The 21,064-nt window shown below is 41.5% G+C and carries 22 protein-coding genes, 1 tRNA gene, 1 pseudogene and 1 other annotated feature (1 of these 25 only partly in view); of the genes and pseudogenes, 10 read left to right on the forward strand and 14 right to left on the reverse strand.

The window, feature by feature from the left end:
• Window positions 1-175 (reverse strand) — a binding site (T-box leader) (it extends 62 nt beyond the left edge of the window).
• A 124-nt stretch (window positions 176-299) separates the two neighbouring features.
• The 3 genes from GVJ38_RS08780 to GVJ38_RS08790 all read right to left on the reverse strand — a co-directional run bounded on the left by GVJ38_RS08780 (window position 300) and on the right by GVJ38_RS08790 (window position 2,830).
• Window positions 300-1,562: an ABC transporter permease gene (locus GVJ38_RS08780; protein ID WP_159722783.1), complete on the reverse strand. Its 1,263-nt coding sequence runs from the start codon at window positions 1,560-1,562 to the stop codon at window positions 300-302.
• The gene (locus tag GVJ38_RS08785; protein WP_159722784.1) at window positions 1,563-2,243 is read right to left on the reverse strand and encodes an ABC transporter ATP-binding protein; all 681 of its coding nucleotides are present in this window, start codon (window positions 2,241-2,243) and stop codon (window positions 1,563-1,565) included.
• 164 nt (window positions 2,244-2,407) lie between these two features.
• On the reverse strand, window positions 2,408-2,830 hold the full coding sequence (locus GVJ38_RS08790; RefSeq protein ID WP_159722785.1) for a GNAT family N-acetyltransferase: 423 nt from the start codon (window positions 2,828-2,830) through the stop codon (window positions 2,408-2,410).
• A 104-nt stretch (window positions 2,831-2,934) separates the two neighbouring features.
• Between GVJ38_RS08790 and GVJ38_RS08795 the strand changes: the two genes are divergently transcribed.
• Window positions 2,935-3,222 carry a putative quinol monooxygenase gene (locus tag GVJ38_RS08795; RefSeq protein ID WP_159722786.1) on the forward strand — a complete coding sequence of 96 codons (288 nt, stop codon included), beginning with the start codon at window positions 2,935-2,937 and terminating at the stop codon, window positions 3,220-3,222.
• An 84-nt stretch (window positions 3,223-3,306) separates the two neighbouring features.
• On the opposite strand, the gene GVJ38_RS08800 is transcribed toward GVJ38_RS08795, so the two are convergent.
• From GVJ38_RS08800 to GVJ38_RS08810, 3 genes are all read right to left on the reverse strand, one after another.
• Window positions 3,307-5,049 (reverse strand): FIVAR domain-containing protein, encoded by a 1,743-nt coding sequence (locus tag GVJ38_RS08800; protein ID WP_159722787.1) that lies wholly within the window; start codon window positions 5,047-5,049, stop codon window positions 3,307-3,309.
• A gap of 384 nt (window positions 5,050-5,433) precedes the next feature.
• Window positions 5,434-6,837 carry a Na+/H+ antiporter NhaC gene (nhaC, locus tag GVJ38_RS08805; RefSeq protein ID WP_159722788.1) on the reverse strand — a complete coding sequence of 468 codons (1,404 nt, stop codon included), beginning with the start codon at window positions 6,835-6,837 and terminating at the stop codon, window positions 5,434-5,436.
• A gap of 398 nt (window positions 6,838-7,235) precedes the next feature.
• On the reverse strand, window positions 7,236-7,433 hold the full coding sequence (locus GVJ38_RS08810; protein ID WP_159722789.1) for a hypothetical protein: 198 nt from the start codon (window positions 7,431-7,433) through the stop codon (window positions 7,236-7,238).
• Window positions 7,434-7,723: 290 nt separating this feature from the next.
• Between GVJ38_RS08810 and GVJ38_RS08815 the strand changes: the two genes are divergently transcribed.
• Together GVJ38_RS08815 and GVJ38_RS14170 are read left to right on the forward strand one after the other, a co-directional pair.
• The gene (locus GVJ38_RS08815) at window positions 7,724-8,218 is read left to right on the forward strand and encodes a hypothetical protein (protein WP_159722790.1); all 495 of its coding nucleotides are present in this window, start codon (window positions 7,724-7,726) and stop codon (window positions 8,216-8,218) included.
• A gap of 173 nt (window positions 8,219-8,391) precedes the next feature.
• Window positions 8,392-8,541 (forward strand): hypothetical protein, encoded by a 150-nt coding sequence (locus GVJ38_RS14170; protein ID WP_200849482.1) that lies wholly within the window; start codon window positions 8,392-8,394, stop codon window positions 8,539-8,541.
• A 360-nt stretch (window positions 8,542-8,901) separates the two neighbouring features.
• Here the strand turns inward: GVJ38_RS14170 and GVJ38_RS08820 are convergent, their stop codons facing one another.
• Window positions 8,902-9,450, reverse strand: coding sequence for a hypothetical protein (locus GVJ38_RS08820; protein ID WP_159722791.1), 549 nt, complete (start codon window positions 9,448-9,450; stop codon window positions 8,902-8,904).
• Between the two features lie 53 nt (window positions 9,451-9,503).
• Window positions 9,504-9,962 carry a GNAT family N-acetyltransferase gene (locus GVJ38_RS08825; protein WP_159722792.1) on the reverse strand — a complete coding sequence of 153 codons (459 nt, stop codon included), beginning with the start codon at window positions 9,960-9,962 and terminating at the stop codon, window positions 9,504-9,506.
• A gap of 147 nt (window positions 9,963-10,109) precedes the next feature.
• Between GVJ38_RS08825 and GVJ38_RS08830 the strand changes: the two genes are divergently transcribed.
• The 6 genes and pseudogenes from GVJ38_RS08830 (at window position 10,110) to GVJ38_RS08855 (ending at window position 13,263) form a co-directional block, all read left to right on the forward strand.
• Window positions 10,110-10,412, forward strand: a complete 303-nt coding sequence (locus GVJ38_RS08830; RefSeq protein WP_159722793.1) for a hypothetical protein — start codon at window positions 10,110-10,112, stop codon at window positions 10,410-10,412.
• A 21-nt stretch (window positions 10,413-10,433) separates the two neighbouring features.
• On the forward strand, window positions 10,434-10,958 hold the full coding sequence (locus GVJ38_RS08835; protein ID WP_159722794.1) for a GNAT family N-acetyltransferase: 525 nt from the start codon (window positions 10,434-10,436) through the stop codon (window positions 10,956-10,958).
• Window positions 10,948-11,687 (forward strand): annotated as a pseudogene (locus GVJ38_RS08840) (class I SAM-dependent methyltransferase). Before GVJ38_RS08835 ends, GVJ38_RS08840 begins: the two are co-directional and overlap by 11 nt.
• Window positions 11,687-12,295 carry an Ltp family lipoprotein gene (locus GVJ38_RS08845; RefSeq protein WP_159722795.1) on the forward strand — a complete coding sequence of 203 codons (609 nt, stop codon included), beginning with the start codon at window positions 11,687-11,689 and terminating at the stop codon, window positions 12,293-12,295. Before GVJ38_RS08840 ends, GVJ38_RS08845 begins: the two are co-directional and overlap by 1 nt.
• A gap of 606 nt (window positions 12,296-12,901) precedes the next feature.
• Window positions 12,902-12,998: transfer RNA gene (locus tag GVJ38_RS08850), tRNA-Sec, on the forward strand.
• Between the two features lie 79 nt (window positions 12,999-13,077).
• Entirely contained in the window at window positions 13,078-13,263 is a 186-nt protein-coding gene (locus tag GVJ38_RS08855; protein ID WP_159722796.1) for a hypothetical protein, read from the forward strand.
• Here GVJ38_RS08855 and GVJ38_RS08860 read toward each other — a convergent pair.
• Together GVJ38_RS08860 and GVJ38_RS08865 are read right to left on the reverse strand one after the other, a co-directional pair.
• Window positions 13,253-13,507, reverse strand: a complete 255-nt coding sequence (locus tag GVJ38_RS08860) for a DUF3781 domain-containing protein (protein ID WP_159722797.1) — start codon at window positions 13,505-13,507, stop codon at window positions 13,253-13,255. The two genes, GVJ38_RS08855 and GVJ38_RS08860, sit on opposite strands and share 11 nt — an antisense overlap.
• A complete protein-coding gene (locus tag GVJ38_RS08865; RefSeq protein WP_159722798.1) occupies window positions 13,494-14,705 on the reverse strand; it encodes an MFS transporter in 1,212 nt (403 codons plus the stop codon). Before GVJ38_RS08865 ends, GVJ38_RS08860 begins: the two co-directional genes overlap by 14 nt.
• A 156-nt stretch (window positions 14,706-14,861) precedes the next feature.
• Between GVJ38_RS08865 and GVJ38_RS08870 the strand changes: the two genes are divergently transcribed.
• Window positions 14,862-15,641 carry a TraX family protein gene (locus GVJ38_RS08870; RefSeq protein ID WP_159722799.1) on the forward strand — a complete coding sequence of 260 codons (780 nt, stop codon included), beginning with the start codon at window positions 14,862-14,864 and terminating at the stop codon, window positions 15,639-15,641.
• A gap of 59 nt (window positions 15,642-15,700) precedes the next feature.
• Here GVJ38_RS08870 and GVJ38_RS08875 read toward each other — a convergent pair whose 3' ends face one another.
• The 4 genes from GVJ38_RS08875 to GVJ38_RS08890 all read right to left on the reverse strand — a co-directional run bounded on the left by GVJ38_RS08875 (window position 15,701) and on the right by GVJ38_RS08890 (window position 21,057).
• Window positions 15,701-15,973, reverse strand: a complete 273-nt coding sequence (locus GVJ38_RS08875) for a hypothetical protein (protein ID WP_159722800.1) — start codon at window positions 15,971-15,973, stop codon at window positions 15,701-15,703.
• Entirely contained in the window at window positions 15,958-16,587 is a 630-nt protein-coding gene (locus GVJ38_RS08880; RefSeq protein WP_159722801.1) for a hypothetical protein, read from the reverse strand. Before GVJ38_RS08880 ends, GVJ38_RS08875 begins: the two co-directional genes overlap by 16 nt.
• Window positions 16,588-16,893: 306 nt before the next feature.
• Window positions 16,894-18,933, reverse strand: coding sequence for an LTA synthase family protein (locus GVJ38_RS08885; RefSeq protein WP_442896034.1), 2,040 nt, complete (start codon window positions 18,931-18,933; stop codon window positions 16,894-16,896).
• A 306-nt stretch (window positions 18,934-19,239) separates the two neighbouring features.
• Window positions 19,240-21,057 (reverse strand): FtsX-like permease family protein, encoded by a 1,818-nt coding sequence (locus GVJ38_RS08890; RefSeq protein ID WP_159722803.1) that lies wholly within the window; start codon window positions 21,055-21,057, stop codon window positions 19,240-19,242.
• Window positions 21,058-21,064 lie beyond the last annotated feature (7 nt).

Consider the following 21,064-nt stretch of genomic DNA (forward strand, 5'->3'; position numbering starts at 1 on the left):
GATGACTCTTACAGAAGCATCATACCCGCTAACGGAGGTAACCGTCGTAAACTTCAATCACATGTCACTTACGCGTCTCGAGAACTACTTTCCTTTTTTCAAAACTGCAATTTCCCACCACCCAATTGCTCGCTGAAAGTTTTTCCAAAAGTACTCTTTCTGTCATTGACTTGAACACATCATAGACCAGACGAAAAAAATTGTCAACGGTTTTTTTGAATTTTCTAAATCTTGTGTCAACTAAAGTGATGCTAGTTCCTATAGCTAATGGGATTTTAGCCCTTAAAAATTTTTTCGTCTTATTCATACCGTAATGCTTCGATGGGATCTAGGCGCGCGGCGCGCTTAGCCGGCAATGTCCCAGCTAAAAAGGCGATCAACATGATCACCGCAATGATCGCAAAGGTCGCCGGCCACGAAAATTGGATCAACTGCAAACCATCTAGTCCTTTGATAAACGAATGAGTCGCTACTCGATTGATCAATTTACCAGCACCAAATGCTGCCATGACTCCAAAGGTGGCTCCCCACAGTCCAATGAGTAACGCTTCCACACTAAAAATTAGAAAGACTTTGCTACCTCCCATTCCCATCGCTTTCATCAACCCGATCTCGCGGGTACGATCTTGGACAGACATGTAAAGGGTATTGATGATCCCAAAACTTGCAGCTAACAAAGCGATCGCCCCAAATAATGTTAACACGCCGGTCACTGCATTGATCGTCGAATGTAGTGAGCCCAGTTCATCTTCAAAAGTCGTCGCAGTATAACCTTTTTTTGCTAATCGTTCTTTGATCTTTTGAATGTTAGCTTTAGTCGGATGTTTAACTCGCGCAGTTAAGCCGTAAAATTCATTTTGAGTCGCAGCTGGCATGCCTGCTTGATTGATGGCGACTAATTTATCCGCTAAGGCTGGGTTTACGATCGATTCACCATTGTTGATGATGCTTTTGTTACGGACACCAACGATTGTAGCTTTCACGACCGTTTGTTTTTTAGTCGCTTTGGAAGTGGCGGCTAATTTGACTGTTTGTTTCAAGGCTTGTTTAGCTGAAGCAAAGCCGAGACTTTTAACATATTGCGGTGCTAAGACGATCTCAAAAGCTGTGCTAGTTGCAGAAACTTGACGACCAGCTTTCAAATCAACATTCATTCCAGCGGCTGAACCGGCTGAAAGTTCATATTTAGCCCCGTGACTTTGAATATAATCAGCTTGGAATGCTTGATTTTCCTCAATGTCTGTTAAGCCTTTGACCGCCGTAATTTTTTTCGTATCGACAGTTTGCATTAAATAGTCATCGGCAGCACTTTGATTCGCCTCATATTTTTTCGGTTGGTCTTTTACTTGATTCTGTTCAACTTTTTTCATGATGCTCAACTGATCTTTGCGGCCTACATTTGCGACTTGTTTGTTGATATAATCATTGACTCCGATCGTGATCCCAGTGGTGATGGAAATCGTAAACGCCCCAATAAAAATCGCGACAATGGTTAGAATCGTCCGGCCTTTATTGCGCCATAAACTCGAACTAGCTGCAGCGATTGTATCTTGAATTTTCATTTAGACCGCCTCCTTTACGATCAAACCATCTTTGATTTGAATTTGGCGATCGCACCGCGCCGCTAGCTCAGGATCATGAGTCACGATGATCAACGTCATTTTTTTAGTTTGATTCAATTGGAATAAGAGCTGCTCGACTTTTTCACTGGTGGTAGAATCTAAATTACCAGTCGGTTCGTCCGCGAAAATGATTTCAGGATTATTGACTAAAGCACGCGCGATGCAAACACGTTGTTTTTGCCCGCCGGATAAATCATTCGCTAAATTATCCGCTTTATTTTCCAACTCCACGGCACGCAATACCGTCAACGCCATTTTTTTACGTTTTTTCGTCGGAACACCTGCGATTTTTAGTGGTAATAAAACATTTTCTAAAACAGTGTCTTTCGGATTTAAGAAAAATTGCTGAAAAACAAAACCGAATGTTTGGTTGCGTAACTGATTCAACGCCTTCTTATTGATCGTTTGTGTTGCTTGCCCTAGCAATGTGACCTCGCCATTAGTCGGCTGGTCCAATAAAGCTAAAATATGCATCAAAGTCGATTTACCCGATCCGCTTTTTCCAACGATGGCAACCGATTCACCTTGTTTAATCGTCAGGTCAACTCCTTTTAACGCATTAAATGTTGCCGCTCCCCTGCCATATGTCCGCACAATATTTTTGACTGTTAACACTTCCATCTTTGATCACCCTATCTTTTTTGAATGTTTTTGACGAATTCAGCTTACTATACCACTGGAAGAATACCATCAGACTTGCGACGGAGAGACGACTCAGCCTTTACATTTCACAAACAAAAAACTGATCAACACTTTTGCTGATCAGCTCAAACTTTTTTATTTTTTTATCGCAACTCTTTTTTGAAAAAGTAATAATCGCAGTCGTCGATCGGCACATTTTCCAATTTACCAAATTCAACAAAGCCTTGCTTTTGATAAAAACGTGGTGCTTCAAACGAAAAAGTTTCTAAATGCATGACGTGACATTTTTCTCGTTTGGCGATCGTTTCCATTTTGTGCAACAAACGACTGCCTTGACCTTGTCCCCGCAATCGCTCATCGATCCAAAAAAAGTCCACGTGCATGATGTTCCAATAGCAATGTCCAGTGATGCCACCAACTAATTCTCCTTGTTCATACAAGTAACAACCTAAATAACTTTCTGCTAACGTATCGATCGTTGGTGGCAAGTTCGCCTCGCTATACGCAAAGATTTTTTCTTTCAATAGCGGTGACAATTCCGCATTATATGTTTCAACGATTTCCATCCTCTGACCTCTTTTTTGTTTTATTATAGCAAATCACCACCCACTTCAGACAATTTTTTTAAAACGTGCTATACTGCAAGCAAACGTACGAAAGGGTGAAGTTTATGATCATGATCAATGTTTTTTTGAAAGTCGCGCCTCAAAAGCGAGCCGCATTTTTAACGTTTGTTAAAGAACTGGTCACCGCTTCCCGCCAAGATGATGGCGCTTTATTTTATGACTGTTTAGAAAGTGTCGAAACTGAAAATGAGTTTATGATCATCGAACATTGGCGCAATCAAAGGAGTGTCGATCAGCACAATGAGACACCGCATTTAAAAAGATTCGTTCAAGAGGCCAACACGTATTTGACCGAAGATTTTGTGATCAAAGTCGGCCAAAGTCCCGACTAAACTTGAACTATAAAAAATAGCGCCTACGATTACCAGTATCCCGTAATCGTAGGCGCTATTGCTTTGACTCCCTTTTAGTAAAACTCAATTAGGTGATGTTAATTTCTCTTCCACCTTGACTAACGCTTCTTGACTTGCTTTTAATTCACTCATCAGACGCTCAACTTCAGCTTGGGAGAGTTCTTTTTTGTTTTTCAATCCTTGCTGAGCGTTTTTTCGGCAAGTCGCAAAGGCGGACCATGTATCTTGAGCATAATCTTCCGCTTGATAACTTTTAGCTTCCCGATAAATTTTTTCTAATTCGTTGACCTGACCACGTTTTTCTAGCCCGTCTAATGCCAGTTGTAAATTTTGAGTTTGTTCATCGACTTGACTTTGCACCGCTTCTTCATCCTTTAAAACTTGTTGACTGGAACTGATCGCACTTGTCAGCTGATCCCAAATCGTTTTCGTATAATTTTTGGCTTGTTGTTGATTCCCTTGGCTGACTAATGTTTTTAAATGACGCTTATCCCCTTTAGCTTGCAATTCTTGCTGAGCTTTTTGCAGATTTTTAAAAGTTGAATTGACGGCAGCTTGTTCAACGTCGGTATCATTCAAAACGTTTTTTGCCATTTTATTGGCATCAGCTAAAACTTTCCAACTAGAACGCGTATACTCGTTTGACTTCAACTTAGCTGTTGTTTGGTAAAGCGTCTTCAAATCATTGACATAGACTAACTGATCGATTCCTTTTTTCAACTCACGATGTGCTTGATTGACTTGCTTTTGCGTTGCTTTGGGATCGGCCAAAACAGCTTGCGCTTTTTTTTGCGCTGGTCCAAATTTCTGCCAACCTTTGGGATTGAAATTTTTTTCTTCGACTTGTTCGACTGATTGTAACGTTGCAGTCAGACCTTTTACCCGTACTAATTTCGCAGTCGCTTTTTCTAATTTTGTCAATTCGTCAAAGACATCTTTTTGCAACGCATTCCCGCTATAGGCAACATCGTAACTACTCTTCAACGCATTTTTGACGCGCTCCCAACTAGCTGATGAATAATCAGCCGCCACGAGCCGTGTCGTCTTACGAATCTTATCTTTTAATTTTGCCAGACTTTTCGCATTGGCCAATTCCGCATACTCAAATGTGACCGTCGTATTGCCATCGACTTTTGATAATGCGAGCTCGGGACTGCCGCTAATCAAACGATACCCTTCAAATTCTTTAGCTTTAACTGTTAGTGATTGCCCCTGTTCGACTTTTTTTCGAAGGGCATTCGCCAACTCTTTACTGCCAGCAGCGTAGCAAATTTTAACGACGGCTAATTCTTTTTGAGGCTTATAACCATAAAATGCTACACCTTCATCATGCCAACCTTTGGCGATCAAATTTTTCTGTTCGGCATCTCGGCTCGTAAAATTGTGAGCCGCTTCAGTCGCGTTTGGATTATACGCTCGTTTGATCGTGACGATCTCACTTCGATTGGCCTTTGCCTGGTCTTTGGTCAGCGTCTTGAACGCTTCCCCTTCTCCACGCCAACCTTGTTTTTCCAAACGCTCATACTCAGCTTGTTCTTTCGTGTAATGGTGCACATCCGTCAGCGGGTTATACAAGCGATAGACCGGATCACCCTTATCCGGTGTCTCCCAAGCTGCCCCTTCATCATGCCAACCATTTTTGATCAATTGCTCACGCTCATTTTGGTCGAGCGTAAAAAAATGTTCCCCGCTTGTTTGATTGTACAGACGGTAAAGGACTTGGTTAGCGGCTAAAGCTTCCGGTCCTTTCAATGATAGGAACCCCAGACAAAGCGCTGCACTGATTCTCCAAAGTTTTTTTTTCATTTTTTGCTCCTCAAATAAAAATACATTTCAAATTTTAAAAAATAACACCCACATATTAAGTTTATCAAATTATCAGCACTTTGTAACAAAAAATATGATCCAGCGACTAAAATATTTAAAAACTTTGTCCTTATTAGACCAATCACTAGCTAGAATTATCCCTACAGTTCAACCTACGTATTTTATCTGCTATCTTACCTCTAGTATAACAAGTTATGAATAAAAAAATTCGTGTAGTAGCGCCAAGATTTTAAGTTATCACAAAAAATTTGAACACAAGCTTTCAAGACTCCCTTCAAGTAGGCAAGCCAAACTAAAATTTAACAAAAAAAGACTGCAGGCTTCAACAAGTGAAGACTACAGTCAGTAAAGGAGTTGAAAAATCTAAGCATCCGTAACTGCTGTCAGCTCAGTTTGGGCTTGATCCATCCCTAGACCCGTAATCGAACTGACTAATGAAAAGACTGGTGAAAGTAAACTAAAGAAAACAAACGGCAAGTATGCTAACGTCGGAACGCCGAATGTTCCCGCCACGAAACTTCCAGCAATGCCCCAAGGTACTAAATAATTGATCACAGTCCCGCCGTCTTCTAACGTCCGCCCTAAAACGGTAGGATCATAACCGGCTTTTTCGTAGACTTCTTTAAACGCATTGCCAGGTAAAATAACTGAGAGAAATTGTTCACCGATAAATAAATTCACTCCAATACTCGTGGCCAAAGTCGTCGCTACAAGCCGAACTGGATTGGTCAACTTAGTCGCAACGTGTTGCATGACCGTCGTGATCAATTGAAATTCCATCAACAGGCCCCCAAGTGAGAGCGTCAAAATAATCAAAGAGACCGTCGGCAACATACTTTCGATTCCCCCGCGACTCAATAAAGCATTGATCTGCGGATTACCTGTGTGTGCGACAAAGCCTGATTCGATCACATTGGCGATTGCCTTCAAGCTCGTATGCGGGTTTTGAATCAAAATCATTCCGACAGCCACAAAAATATTTAATAAAATCGTGACTAATGCGGGTATCTTTTTCCAAGCACAGATAAACATCAAAGATAATGGCACGATCGACCAACCAGAGATCATAAATTGTTTTTCTAAAACAGCGGTCACCGTTTGAACTTTTTCCAAGCTGGCCGTGTGATCAGAATGACCGATCAAGGCATACAATAGAAATGAAATGACAAACGCCGGCAAGGTAGACCACATCAAATGTTTGATATGAGCGAAAAGGTCTGCATCCACTACCGCAGCTGCCAAATTCGTTGATTCAGATAACGGCGACATCTTATCACCAAAGACCGCACCTGAAACGATCGCCCCCACCACTAAAGCAGGATTTAAGCCTAAAGTCGTTCCGATACCAAAAAAGGCGATCCCAATCGTAGACATGACAGTGAAGGCACTTCCCACCGCACTGCCGACGATCGCACAGACAACAAAAATCGAAGGCACGAACCAATGAACACTCAGTAACTTAAAGCCCACTACCATTAGCGTAGGAATGATCCCCGCTTGAATCCAAACAGCGATCAATGCCCCAACAAAAATAAAAATCAAAATGGGAATGATCCCTGGCTTGATCCCTTCAACGATCCCTTTATGCAGGCGGTCAAAAGAATATTTTTTAAGACTCGCATACAGCATGACCAATGCGATCGCAAATAAAATCGCGATGTTCGGGGAGATCCCCAGCCCGATCACACCTGATGCAATACTCAAGACGATCACTACTAACATCAGACTTGCTTCTTTTAAGGATGGTGCAGTTGTTTGTTTTCTCATCATTTTTCCTCTTTTCGTTTTTTAGTTAGGACAAAATGAAAAACCAATATCGAATCACACCGCCACAGTTCATGCTCCTCGCTCCTTTCAACTAAAAAAAGAGACTCATCCTTAATCTAAGGACGAATCTCTCCGCGGTACCACCTTGTTTAAAAGCCTGCGCTTTTCACTTTCAACTGATTCAATTGTAAGTTGATGAATGTAATTCAACGTAAGACTTGATCGATTCACAGCACCATCGACTTTCTGAACAAAAACATCTTACTTCTACTTCGTTCATCATTTTTTCAGACAATTTTAACTTGAAGCAATCATACAACCGTTCATTGAGGTTGTCAAATCTTTTTTTGCAAAAAAAATAAGCCTGACTGTGATTTGCCAGACTTATCTGTAACTTATTATTTTCCGCCAAATAGTCCTTTGACTTTGTTGACTAGGCTATCTACATCACCATCATGGCCTTCAATAAATTCTTTGGCTTGATCGTAGTACCCGCCTAAGTCTTCTTTATGCTCTTCCATAAAGTTCTTGGCTTTTTCAAGGTTACCATCACCGATCATCGCTTTGACTCTTTCTAAAATTTCTTCTGGTTTCATCCAACCACTCCTTTTATTCGTTAGTTTTATTTTACTACGTTTTTGCTGATCTGATAAATGATAACCCGCGAGAAATGAAAGTTTTGTCAGATTTTTCAAAATTCAAATGGGAAATTTTATTTTTTGCTGTTTTGATTATTAAAAGTGTGAGGAGAAACTTTCCCTCGACTGGGATTCAATTGGCCGAAAATTGAACCTTTAAAAAGAAATCAACGAATTTCAAGGGTTATTAGATGAGAGTTTTTTAATTATTTGTTAGAATTATAATATAACAATAAGGAGGAAGAGCGATGCCTTTATTATTTATTATTTTGTTCGTTGCCGCAATTTTTGCCATCTGGTATTTCACTGATAAAAAACCAAACCAAATCAAAAAAACAATCGCAGTCTGCGGTGTAATGTTATCAATTATCGGATTATTTGCTTTTATTAATGATCCCGAAGAAGCAGAGATCGTTGCCAAGCCACAACCCGTTAGTTCCACGAATCGGTTGCCAAAAACAGGTGAGACTAAAACGTTACCGATTTACATCGCCAACGAATTCACCACCGATCAAAAAGGCCGAGCTTTTATCTCAGGCGATGCACCAGTGGGGACGACCGTCACGATTAAGGAAACTGGTTTTTCATTGACGACGACCGAAAATTATTTCAGTTTGCCTTACCAACTAACCAAACAAAAAGATCAACTGATCACGGTCCTCTTTACAAAAGATGATCAAAAAGAAACGAAAACAATTCGCGTCATTGCACCAGAAAAATTGATCCAAGACAGCTCCCATTAAGCATTAAATAAAAAAAGCGCTTTAATTATTCAAAAAACGATTCTTTTTTTACTAGTTCTTACTTAGCGGTCGTTTTATTCGCTAAGTCTCACAATCCGTGCTACTATAATAAAGGAATTTCGTTATGAACCGATTTAGTGCCCTTTCGTGACACAAAGAAAGGAGAATGGTATATGACATTTCATAACACTGAACTGCAATATCGTGTAACCCTTGATACTGATTTGAATATTTTTATCGCTTTTGATAAAAAGAACGCAAAGCATTTCGCTAAAGGGATTACGATTGAACAAGCAGTCAAAGAATTGAAAAAATCTGCATAAGGAGTGAAAACTCTCATGAACGATTGGCGTTCTTTGTAATAGTGTCTGCTCAAGACAGAAGCAGATGCTATTTTTTTGTGCTTTTTTCAATCCCTAAAAATTTAACTGCTTCACCTCAACAGCTAATTCTCATAATCTAATAAATTCCCAATCAATCATGGTATACTAAAAGAAAAGGAAATGAGAGTGAACGATGAGAAAAGCCAACAGCCATTTGACTTATTTTTTAATCGGGCTCGCCTTCTTATTTTTAGGCCTTCAACATCAAAATGCCTGTTTAGCGATCAGCTTAGCATTTTTTGCGATTAGCATCACCCAATTAAGACCCTCCGGAAAATAATTCCCGAGGGTCTTTTACTTTTAATTTTCTGGCTGCTCAACTGGCGCGCTACTAGCCGGCGTTTCTGCTGGGACCGTTGAACTAGTCGCTGGCGGATCAACGGGAAGTGGCGCTGAAGTCGCTGTGCTAGGTTGAGGCGTTCGTGATGCTTCACTGTTACTGATTGGCGGAGCATCAGTCGAATACGTCGAACTTGGTGTCGATGCTGGAGCAGGTTGGGGAACTGGCTGAACCACTGACTCAGAATAATAAGTCGTAGCCGGCGAACTAGCAGGAGACATTGACCTTGATGTAGTCGAGGTCGAGCTTTCTGACTCGGTACTTACAGAAGGCACAACGGATGTAGGAGGTTCTTTTTCTTCCCCCATTGTCCCAATCGCAACTAAACTAAAAAAAATCACGATTGCCACGAGCGGGATGCCCAATAAAAGCTGGAATCCGCGGCGGCGTTTCCGTTGTTTGGCAGCGGCTAAATACGCCGCACGGTATTTGGGATCATTTTGCCGCAATTTTAGAAAACGCCACGAATGCCAGGTCTTTGTCGTAGGTGCATAATATTTTTTTGCCATAGCCTCTCCCTTTGATCTTTTTCTTCAGTTTACCACAGGAGAAAATGGCGCGGCTATTCTTTTTTTGTATGGTAAGCCAAATGCACTAACGGATGCGCCCGCCCTTGCCCATCGGTCGCACTTTTACCAACAACGTAAAACCCTTGTGTTTCATAAAATTTTTGTGCTGCTGGATTTTCGGCATTCACATCCACTTTTTTCAGACCTTGTGCTAAGAGTTGCCCAATGATTTTTTGGCCGTAGCCTTGTCGAAAATAGCGAGGCGCGATAAAGAGCATTTCCAATTCTTCTCCTTCATTTGACACCCCACTAAAAGCGATCCAGTCTTCCGGTGTCTCATACCAAATCACTAGTTGCACGGCTTGGAAATAATAGGGTAGCTCAGCTTTGATCGCTGCCCGCTCATCAGCTGTTAAAAAATGATGGCTAGCTTTCACTGATTCTTCCCATAAAGCCAGTAACTCAGGATAATCATTAGGTTGTGCTAATCGGCTCTTTAGTTTGATCGTCATCGTCTTCATTCCCTTTTAAAAATTCACGTGCTGTTTTTAGTGTATCAAATTTCGTTGATATTTCTAATAATTTTTTCACGCGTTCGATTTAAAACCAAAAATTTTGGTAAGATAAGAAGACAACTAAACTCTCAAGGAGGATTTTTCATGCCGATACTTGCTATTATTTTAGACTTGATCGCGTTTGGCGGTTACTTTTTACAACATTTATATCCTGGTCATTACGGATTAGGATTTATCTTCCAACTAGTAGTGATCGCCTTGTTAGTCCTAGTGACGAAAAAATTTTATCAGCGAGAATTTGCCGGAACTCGTCCAACTGGCTATCGCTATCCGACGATTCGTTTTTCGGTGATCTTGCTCTCTGTTTTGATCAATGGGATGGTCGCTGTTTTATACTTACTCAATCTCTTGGGGATCACTCCTCTCGTCTTTACTGGTTGGCACTAATTTTTGAAAGGATTTGACAGGATGACTACAATTAAACCAATTACATTAAACGAACTGGATGCACTAATCGCTATTAGCCGCGAGACGTTTCGTGATACATTTGGCGCGCAAAACACCCCCGCTGATTTGGCGTTGTACTTAGATCAAGCTTACGCACCAAAACAATTGCAAGCTGAATTAGAAAATCCAGCGTCTCGTTTTTTTGCAATCGAACAAGCTGGACAACTAGCTGGCTACTTAAAACTCAATGTCGCTGATGCTCAAACTGAAAAAATGGGCGCTGATTCATTAGAAGTCGAACGGATCTACATTCGAAAAAATTTTAAACGCCAAGGCTTAGGCCGGCAATTGATCGAAAAAGCGATCGAAATTGCCCGCACCGAAAAACGCAGTGACATTTGGCTAGGAGTTTGGGAACACAATCAAGCGGCGTTGAATTTTTATCGCTCACTAGGCTTTGAACAAGTTGGTGCTCACACCTTTGTTTTAGGAAACGATCCGCAAACTGATCTGATCATGAAAAAGAGGCTAACGGATGAAAAATAATTACGAGGATGAACCATTCTTTACGGCATACCAGCAGATGGACCGGAGCCAAAAAGGTTTGAGCGCTGCGGGTGAGTGGCCGGCGTTTCAAAAATTATTGTCGGAACTGACTGGACAAACGGTTTTGGATCTCGGTTGCGGCTACGGCTGGCATTGTTTGTATGCTGCTGAACACGGTGCTAAAAAAGTGATCGGTGTCGATTTATCAGCCAAAATGTTAGCCGTCGCGCAGCAAAAAAATCATTTTAAAAATGTGACTTACCAACAAGGTGACCTTGCAACCGTCACGTTTCCCAAAGATTCATTCGACCTCGTGATCAGCTCACTAGCGATCCATTATGTACCATCATTCGAAACACTTTTAACTCAGATCCAGCACTATTTAAAGCCGGGGGGCCAATTGCTTTTTTCCGTCGAACATCCCCTCTTTACTGCTAGCGGTACGCAAGATTGGATCTATGATCAAACAGGTGCTATCGAACATTTCCCAGTGGATCATTATTTTGAAGAAGGTGTGCGCGAGACGAATTTTTTAGGCAGCTCCGTAACGAAATACCACCGCACACGCTGACGACGTATTTGGGAAGTCTCTTACGGGCAGGTTTTGTGCTTGAACAAGTAATCGAACCGACTCCGCCAGCTGAGTTATTAGCCGAACCTGGGATGAAAGACGAATTTCGCCGCCCCATGATGCTGATCATCTCAACTAGAAAAGCGGTGGATCAGTAATGAAAAAATTAGTCCTGAGTTTACTCTTGTTGACCCTTGCCGGCTGCAGTGCTCAAACGACGAACCAAACAACAACAACAACTTCCACTGCCCCGACGCAAACAGCGAGCGCCACCCAAACGACAATCAACCAATCTGCACAGAGTTCAGCTGAAAAGCTCCCGGCTGATTATTCACAAGCTCTTCAAAAAGCGAAAGCTTACGCCCACAAGCTTCATTTATCTAAACAAGCCTTGTATGCACAATTAACCTCAGCTTATGGCGAACACTTCTCACCAGCGGCGACTGATTACGCATTAGCTCATTTAAAAATGGATTGGAAGCAGAATGCACTCGTGGTGGCTCGAACTTACGCGACGGACATGCACCTAGCTAAAGCGGCGATCTATGACCAGTTGACAGCTGAAACGGGTGATGCTTTTACTGCAGCCGAAGCGCAATTTGCCATCGATCACTTGACAACTGATTGGAATAAAAACGCATTACTTAAAGCACATGAGTATCAAAAAGAGCAGCTAACTACACCAGAAATAAAGGAACGTTTAGTTGTGACCGACAAATTTACTGAAGTAGAAGCGGATTATGCTGTGCAACACTTAGACAAATAAAAACCAGCTGAAAAAATCAGCTGGTTGTTTTGGGGCTTGCACCAAGATTTGGCTAGCGGCAGAGACCAAGGCTAAACGATCACAAATTTAAGGTTGCTTTTTCAAACGTGAGCTTTCTAAATAAATATTTGCGATTACACCCAATGCAAATATTATCGTACCAGCGAAAAAATTTAGCAGCGAAAAATCAGGCGACTTAGCCAAGAGAATCCAGATGATCAACATAAACAGTATGATTTGGACCAAACCTTTTAAAAGTGTTCTTTTGTGCATGATGAACACTCCTTAAAATTATTTTTGAAGCAATCTGACTATAGCACACCCAAAACTCCTAGAGTAAAATACTTCCTGAACTCAAGGAAATCCTTCCTGAGTCGATACTTTCATTACCAATCGAAAAAAATTTTCTGCTTCATCGTGTCCTGTTAAAATTACAGCTATCTGTGATTATCCCTTCATAACCTTCGACTGTAAACTTAGCTTTGACAATTCATTCTTAAATCAGTTTCAAACGATAAGTATTTTCCAAACGGCTACTTATTTAATAACATTTATCTAAAAGAAGATTGCTTTTGATTTTAGTTAGTGGTATGATATTCATGTTTCGGGAGTGGATGGGTTCTGGTGTTCCCTCTGGTCTTCAAAACCAGTATGAGGAGTTAAGAGCTTCTTGGGTGGGTTCGATTCCCACACATTCCCGCCAATAAAAAATGACCTAGCTGAGTGATCGTTACTGATCGCTCAGCTATTTTTTTTGTGGTTTTTTACTGCTGTCTCAACGAATGATCCAAAATATCGCGATCTTGATCGGCAGTTCTTGCAGCTCAGTTTTCATGAGTCGACTTGCTTTTTTACCAACCGCCGTCAAAGCTTGTTGGTTTTTGACACTGAGTTTGATCGCAAGTACCTTGTTCCTCCATTGGATCAGTCAAACTAAAAAAACGACCAAGCCCAAGCTCAGTCGTTGATTTTATCGGCTGTGATCAAACGATAAGTAGACGCATTGATTGTCAAACAAAGATGATAAAAATGATTAGTGAGATAAAAATTTTTCCCGCGGCGGATGATGACACTCCGCTCATCTGCTAACACTAGCTGAACTAAGTGTTTGATCTCGTCAGGTGTTAACTGCTGTTGCAACTTTTTATTGACTCGCGCAAAGACGAGAGGGGTGTAGCAGATCTTTGCCACAAGTTCATCAGTCAGTGACATCTTCCACACTCCCCCATACAAGCAGTGTCCCAACAATCGAGATCACTGTCCCAGCTAGTAACATCGCCTGCACCGAAAAGAAACTCAGTAGCTGACCGCCTAAAAATGAACCGATGATCCCGCCAACAGTATTGGCTGCGATCATGAGCGTCTGCCCTTTGACGAGATCTTTTTGCGGAATGATCTGATTGGTGTAATAGACCGAGGCCATCGTGTGAAGCGCAAAGCCCGTCATCTGTAAACTTTGCGCGAGGTTGATCATGAACAGATTGCCTGCTAGTAAAATGATGACCGCTTTAATTGAAAAAAATAAAGCCGCCGCCCGCATCAACTGGCTGACGTTAAAAAATTTTAAAATTGCTAGAAATAAAAACATCGTCGGTAGCTCGAACAAGGCTGCGATCGATAAAGAAGTGCCGACATCACTAGCACTTCCACCCAGCGGCTGCATGATCTGATACATATAATTATTGACGATATTGTGAAAGACGAATAGTAACGAAACACCTACGATCAAACTCATAAACCGGTGATATTTTTTCGCAAAGCTCACAAGATCGATCGGTTCTTCATTTGCTGTCGCAGCTGCACTTTGGACTGTCTGCTGATGGGTTGAATATTTCCCGCCGATTTTTCGCGTGTCTAATGTCAACGTCACGAGCACAAAAACTAAAAAGATCCCCATCAGTCCATACAAAATGACGATTGCTGAAAAATGTTTGATCAATAAGCCCGTGATCGTCGCCGCAATCGCAAAGGCCAACGAACCTAACCCGCGGGCCACCCCAAAGTTCAAAGCATAACCACGGCTGATAAAAAATGTCCCGATCGCAATCGTCAGCGGCTGCAAAAGTAACAAACTAGCATACAGTAAGACGTAAATCACGCCGATCAAAAACACCTGATCCGAAACAACTAGCAAACTGGCCGCCAACAAGATCAAGCCGCTTGCCAATAATGCAGCAAGTTGTGACAGCAAGAGCCTGACCATTCGATCCGCAAAGGCCGCTAAAAACGGTTGAAGGATCGCGGCTAATAAATTCGCTAACGCCAAGATCATCCCAATCTGACTATTGGTGAGTTCTCGTGCCAGTAGAAAAACTGACGTAAACGTCGACAATACTGAATACCCCATCCAATAAGGCATCTGCATCCCGATGTATTGTCCATTTAATTTTAATATTTTTGTGCGTTCCATTTTTTCACCCCTAACGTTTTTCATTATACTGAAGAATCCGGTGAAAAACAGCGAAAGTTTGCAAAGCGGATCGATTCGTTTAAAAACCCGACTTACGCCGGAGGTCTCGCCAAGATTTTTTTGCTAGACTGAGGATTATTTGAATAGGAGGAAACTATGTTAAAAACAGGTTTATCGGGTTTACAATTAAAAATACTAGCAACAAGCTTTATGTTGATCGATCACCTCAACACCCATTTTGGTAGGCAACTCCACTGGCCGCTCTGGGTCAATCTATTAGGTCGTTTCGTAGCGCCATTATTTGTTTTTTTATTAGTAGAAGGCTTTACTTATACCCACAGCAAAAGCCGTTACTTGCGCCGGTTATCATTAGGTGCCGTGGTGATGATCGGACTGAATGTTGCGCACAATTGGTTGACCCACCATTATCTTGATCCGTTGACTGGCCATTTCAGCTGGTATTTGCTCTTCAACGGTAATAATATTTTCTTGACACTCGCCCTACTCTTTGCCTTTATCTGGCTGATCGACAGTGGCTGGAAACAAGCAGGTGGAAAACGGGTGTTGGGTTGGTTAAGTGCAGTGCTACTCGTCCCAGTCATTTGCTTAACTGAAGGTGGATTGTACTTATTACCGGTTGCATTATTATTTTATTGGCGAAAAAAATCCCCACGGCCTAAACTAGCGGATCGTTTTTATCTTTTATTTTGCTTATTATTGTTAGCTCACGCGCTGGTTAGCTACAGTCAACTAGCTGGTGTGACATTGTACCAGCAGCTGACCTTTGACAGCGAATTTATGTTGATCACCGCTTTGCCTTTGATTTGGTTATATAACGGTAAACGCGGAGGGCACGGGCGAGCGTGGGAAAAAAATTTCTTTTATCTTTTCTATCCACTGCACTTGGCCTTAATTTATTTAATCGAAGCACTGTAAGCAAAAACCACCGGCAAGGAAAATCTTGCCGGTGGTTGTCTTTGTGCTGTATTTAATTTTTATTTGCTATTTGCCATATAAGTTGCCACTAATTGGTCTGCATCTAAGCCGCGGTCGCGAGCGACTGCGCGTAATAATGTCCCGAAGTCACCTGACAAGTGTGCTTCGTGATAGTAGCCATTTAATTGTTCATCAGAAAAGCTCGTTGCGTCTAAGCCAGCTAATGTGATGCAGTTGCGGTAAGCTTGCATCGTTGCAGCATCTAAAACAGCTTCTGAACCGTCAGCATTTTGACCGTTGTAACGGAAATAGTTTTCTAACAAAACTTCCACTGGGATGCCTTGGTCACGTCCGACCATTGAAGCAATGTGCCAAAATCACCATAACGCACGCCGGCATAGTAATATTGCGTTAACATTTCATCCGAATACGTCGCCCCATTGACCCCAGCTTGTGAGATCGTCGTACGGTAAGCGTTCAATAAATCAGTTGGGATCGCTGGACCTAAATCACTGCGTTCCCCTTCCACAAAAGCAGATTGCATGTCCGTTGTTGAAGTCGTTGTAGCTGTACTGCAATTAGTCGTAGTTGAATTTGCGGTACTCGCTTCACTTGTGACTGGCGCAGTTGATGTTTCTGTCGTTGCAACTTGGCTTTGACTTGAAGCGGACACTTGGTTCGTTGCAACAGGTGCTTGACTAGAACTGCTTGAATCGTAAGTGTTAGTGGTGGTGCTATAGGCAGTTGCACTTGTGCTAGCTGTTGCTACTTCATCTTTACTAGTCGTGGTTTTAGTTGCAGTTGCACTTGTTGCTGGTCTTGTTTCTTTTATTTTTAAAGTCTCAGCTGTTGCTTGTGTCGCACTCGGTGCCGCTTCTTGTTGGCTGCACGCGCCAAAGACTAAAATTCCGCTCATCAAACTGATCATCGTTACTACTTTTTTCATAATTGCACCTCTTCAAATGGTTTTAATTTTTATTTTGAAATATTTCGTTTCTTCTTTGTAACGTTATTGTAATATTAAAGAAACAAATTGGCAATGTTTTTTTAAATTATTTTTCAAAAAGTCTTTAGACGTTGACTTAACAACGTTTAGCGTTGAAATATTTCTGTTACATTAGTTTAGCAAAGGAAAAAATCCCAGCATCGGGCGGAAGGCTGAAAAATTTAAGTGAATGTAACAGATCATTAACCAGCTACTTTTGTGCGCAAAAAAATCCCTTCCCCTTTAAAAGCGAGAAGAGATTTTTTATTATTGTTGGCCATTTGATGGTGTATCTTGCGGATAAAGATCAACAGTGGTCTTGTTACCATTTTTTGAAAAGACGCTAGTGGAAGCTGCACCCTTAGTTTTTTCCAGCTTCTCATTCCGCTCGTCTTGGTTTTTATAATTGTATTTCTTCGGATCGACTGGTGTGAAGTTTTGCGGATTATAAAAACGCAATAAGTTTTCTTGATTCAATTTATCCGAGAGACTGAGTGCTGTTTTGACTTGTTTTTGATCCTGTTCAACTTCGGCTTGCTGGCCCGTTTGTTTCGGATCGATCTTTTCACCCGTTTGACCGTTATACGTGTCTCCACTGAGCTCCGTGAAGCTTGGCGTCACAAAGTCCCCATTACGGAATGCCACGACTTGATCATGTTGGGGAGACAAAAGATCCGTCCCAAAGTGGAGATAACTCTTATCATCAATACCTAGCAAATGCAAAAGCGTTGGTAAAACATCGATCTCACCACCGTATTGATGTTGGATACCACCATTTTGGTAACCTGGGATATGAAACATCAACGGTACACGTTGCAACTGCGCATCATCATTTTTATTCCACGTATTGGGATCTTTACCCAATGCTTTAGCTAAATCTTTATTGTCAGTATCTGAGATCCCAAAATGATCCCCATAGATCATAAAGATCGAATTTTGATAGATCCCTGAAGCTTTCAAATAAGTGAAAAATTGTTGCAGTGATTCATCTAAGTAATGAGCCGTCTTCACATAGTTATCGACTTTGCTGTTGCCCGTATCTAGACCTGGAAAATCAAAATTTTTGTCATCCGTGTAATACGGCGTGTGGTTCGTAACGGTCAAAAACTTCGCGTAAAATGGTTGTTGCAAATGTTCCAAGTGACTGACTGAACCGCGCAATAAATCTTTATCTAAAATCCCATAACCTAATGTTTCATCTGATTTATTAAAGTAGGAACGATCATAAAAATTCTGGTAGCCGAGATTTTTATAGACGTGATCACGATTCCAAAAACTACCGACGTTTCCATGGAAAACCGCACTCGTATAATTTTGTTGCTGCTGCAAAATCGCTGGTGCACCTTGGAAGACATTATCTGAACCAAGTTGGGTGAACAGCGACCCTTGCGGCAACCCAAATGTCCCGGTCTCTAACATATTTTCGGCATCAGACGTTTTTCCTTGCCCGACTTCATGGAAGAAATTATCAAAAGCTAACGTTTGTTTATCATTTTCTAAACTGTTCAAAAACGGTGTGACTTCTTGACCGTTGACTTTCATCCCGATCAAAAATTGTTGGAAACTTTCTAGATGGATCACGATGACATTTTTCCCTTTGGCGATTCCATACTTGCTGGGATCTGGCGCGGCATAATGTTTTTGCGTGTACGCCTTGATATCATCTAAGCCGTTACTGGAAGCATGGGCTCGCACACTGCTAGTCTGTGCGGTCTTCACCCCGTCATACACGGTAAAAGCATCCAACCCCAAATATTTCACGATATAAGAGCGGTCAAAGGTCCGTTGTAATAGTTGTGGGCGATCGGCTTCACTCATGGAAAGATCCACCGTGAAGATCAAGACCGACAGACACGTCATGGCGATTGCAAAAGTTTTTTTGACTGGCTTGCTGTCGAGGTTGATTTTTTTAAACAACACCGCCAACAACACTACCAAAAAGACTACGATATCTAACCAATAAAACGCATCGTGAGGTTTCATCAACGCAAACGAACTACCTGAGATCCCATCTGAAACTTTGGAAAAACCTAACACCGACTTGATCGTAACAAAATCCGTAAACTCGCGATAAAAAATGATATTCAAATACAAAATCAACGTATTGAGCACATCGAGCGCGAATAACGTTACAAGCGCTGGCTTGATTTTTTTGATGTACAAGAAGATCCCAAAAATGAAAAGTGTTGTCGCAATCGGATTGAGCCACAAAATCAAATATTGGATCGAGCCTTGTAATCCTAATGAAAAATCAAGGTAATAGGCTAGGATCGTCTTAGCCCAAAACAAGAAACTAACCGTCAGCATGATCCCCCAACGATTTGAAAAGACTTGTTTTACCCGGTTCACCTGAACCACTTCTTTCTTTATTAAATTGTCCAAGGTAAACTATAGCAGATTTAAATAAAAAACGTTATCCTCATTGCTCATTTTTTAGCAAATTTACGAAACAACTTTAAAAACGCCATAAAAAATTCATAAAGTAACCGCTATCGATTAGTTGAACTCGTCAAAAAAGTGGCTGACAACTGTAAACGCCACAGCTGTCAGCCACTTTTTGTTTAATTATTAGAGATTCGGCTGCTATTTTTTTAAATAGCTTTTTTCAATTCATTAATTAACAGACTGCAAGTCGTTTTTCCCCATTACTAAATTCGTATACAGTAAAACAGTCAAGCCATAATAAACGCCGTAAAGTACGATAAAGATCACGATCGGCAGCCAAATCTTTTGATACGGATCGCCCAATAAAAAGCTGAACATCTGTAAACCGAATAGAACATGAACCAAGCCTAAGATGCCCGGTGCTAAAAATAAAACGCCTAGTTCTTGTCGGATCGATTTTTTCAAAAGACTGCGGCGCGTTCCGATTTTTTCTAACATTTGATAGCGACGTAAATCACTGGCGGCTCCAGATAAGATCTTAAACATCAAGCAACTGGCCAACATCGTCAAAAAGGCTAGCCCTAAGAAAAAGCCCATGAATTCAAAACCGGAAAACAGTGCATTATACGTAGCATACGCCGTGACTTTTTGGCTGAAACTGCCGTCGACTTGCTTAAGTTCGGGGTTCCGACGCTCATTATCTGCAGCTAATTTTTTGAGTTGTGGTAATGTAGCCATAAAATCGTTGACTTGCACCACTTGCAACTTGGTCACAGGCGCAGCTACTTGATTGAATTCTGCACGCGAGACGAATTGAAGTGTCTTTTCTTTTTGGCTAGGCAGTTCCAAACTGCGCAACTGATCTTGCGCGGCCAGATCGGTCACTAGTTTACTGCCGTCATATTTTTTAGTTGTGAACGTCTGTTGACTGACAAATTCTCGCGCCTGCAAGGGCGTTTGATCAAATTGTTCTTTAACATAATAAAGTGTGTCACCTTTGACTTTTTGCTCATAACTAACCGTTTTGGTCGGATGCAGCGCCGCGATTTTTCGTGGTGCTACTTCTTGGGCATTGTTTAATACAAGATCATAGGCGGACACATTGGTGGTCATTTCGCTGATCTCATTTTTAAAACTCAAACCAACAGTCAATGCTCCTAGCGCTAATGCAAACAACAATGAAACGAGCGCCAGCATTTGCGTATAATCGCGAATCCGAAAACTTAATTGTGACAACGTAAAATTATTCAACTGCCGCAGGGCGATCCGATCCTTTTTTTTCAATTGTTGTAAACAAAAAATGATGACCGAATGAAACATCAAATACGAACCCAAGACGATCGTCACGAGCGCCACGCCGATCCCTAACAATTGAAAGGTCGCGATCATCTTCAACATCGTATAGCCGATCGCAAGACAAATCACTCCACCTAAAGCTTCGATCGCTAAACGACTGTTTTTTCGCTGCATGCGGGTAGGTGTTTGACTGGCGTGTAACAATTCTAAGATCGGTTTTTTACGGATCGCGCGCGCATTCAACGCAGCTGCAATCAAAAATAAAATCACAAAAAAGGACAGTGTAAACAACCAACCATGCAAATTGAAGGCGGAAAATTTAGTAATCGCCAAGTCCAATCGTGAAACAAGGAGTTTTTCCACCCCAACGGTCAATCCAATCCCGACGACTGAACCGACTAAAGTGGCAACGATTCCCACGACAAAAGTTTCCAAAAAAATCAATTGGGCGATTTTTTTTACTTTAGCTCCTAGCATCATGAACATCGCATAATCCTTTTGCCGCATCGTCAGTAAAAATGAATTGGCATATAAAATATAAACCAACGTAATGATACTCAGCAATACTGTCCCAAACCGAAAAACGAAGACCACCGAAGAGATCATCGAATTCGCTTGTAAAAATTCAGGATTACTCGCCAGTGCTTCAAACATATAAAAAATCGCCGCGGCCATCACTAGCCCGGAAAACAGTACAACATAATCTTTCAAGCGACTTTTGATTCCCGTCAACGCTAACTTCATCAACATCAATCCG

The organism is Enterococcus sp. CSURQ0835, assembly GCF_902706605.1.
GTDB lineage: Bacteria > Bacillota > Bacilli > Lactobacillales > Enterococcaceae > Enterococcus_A.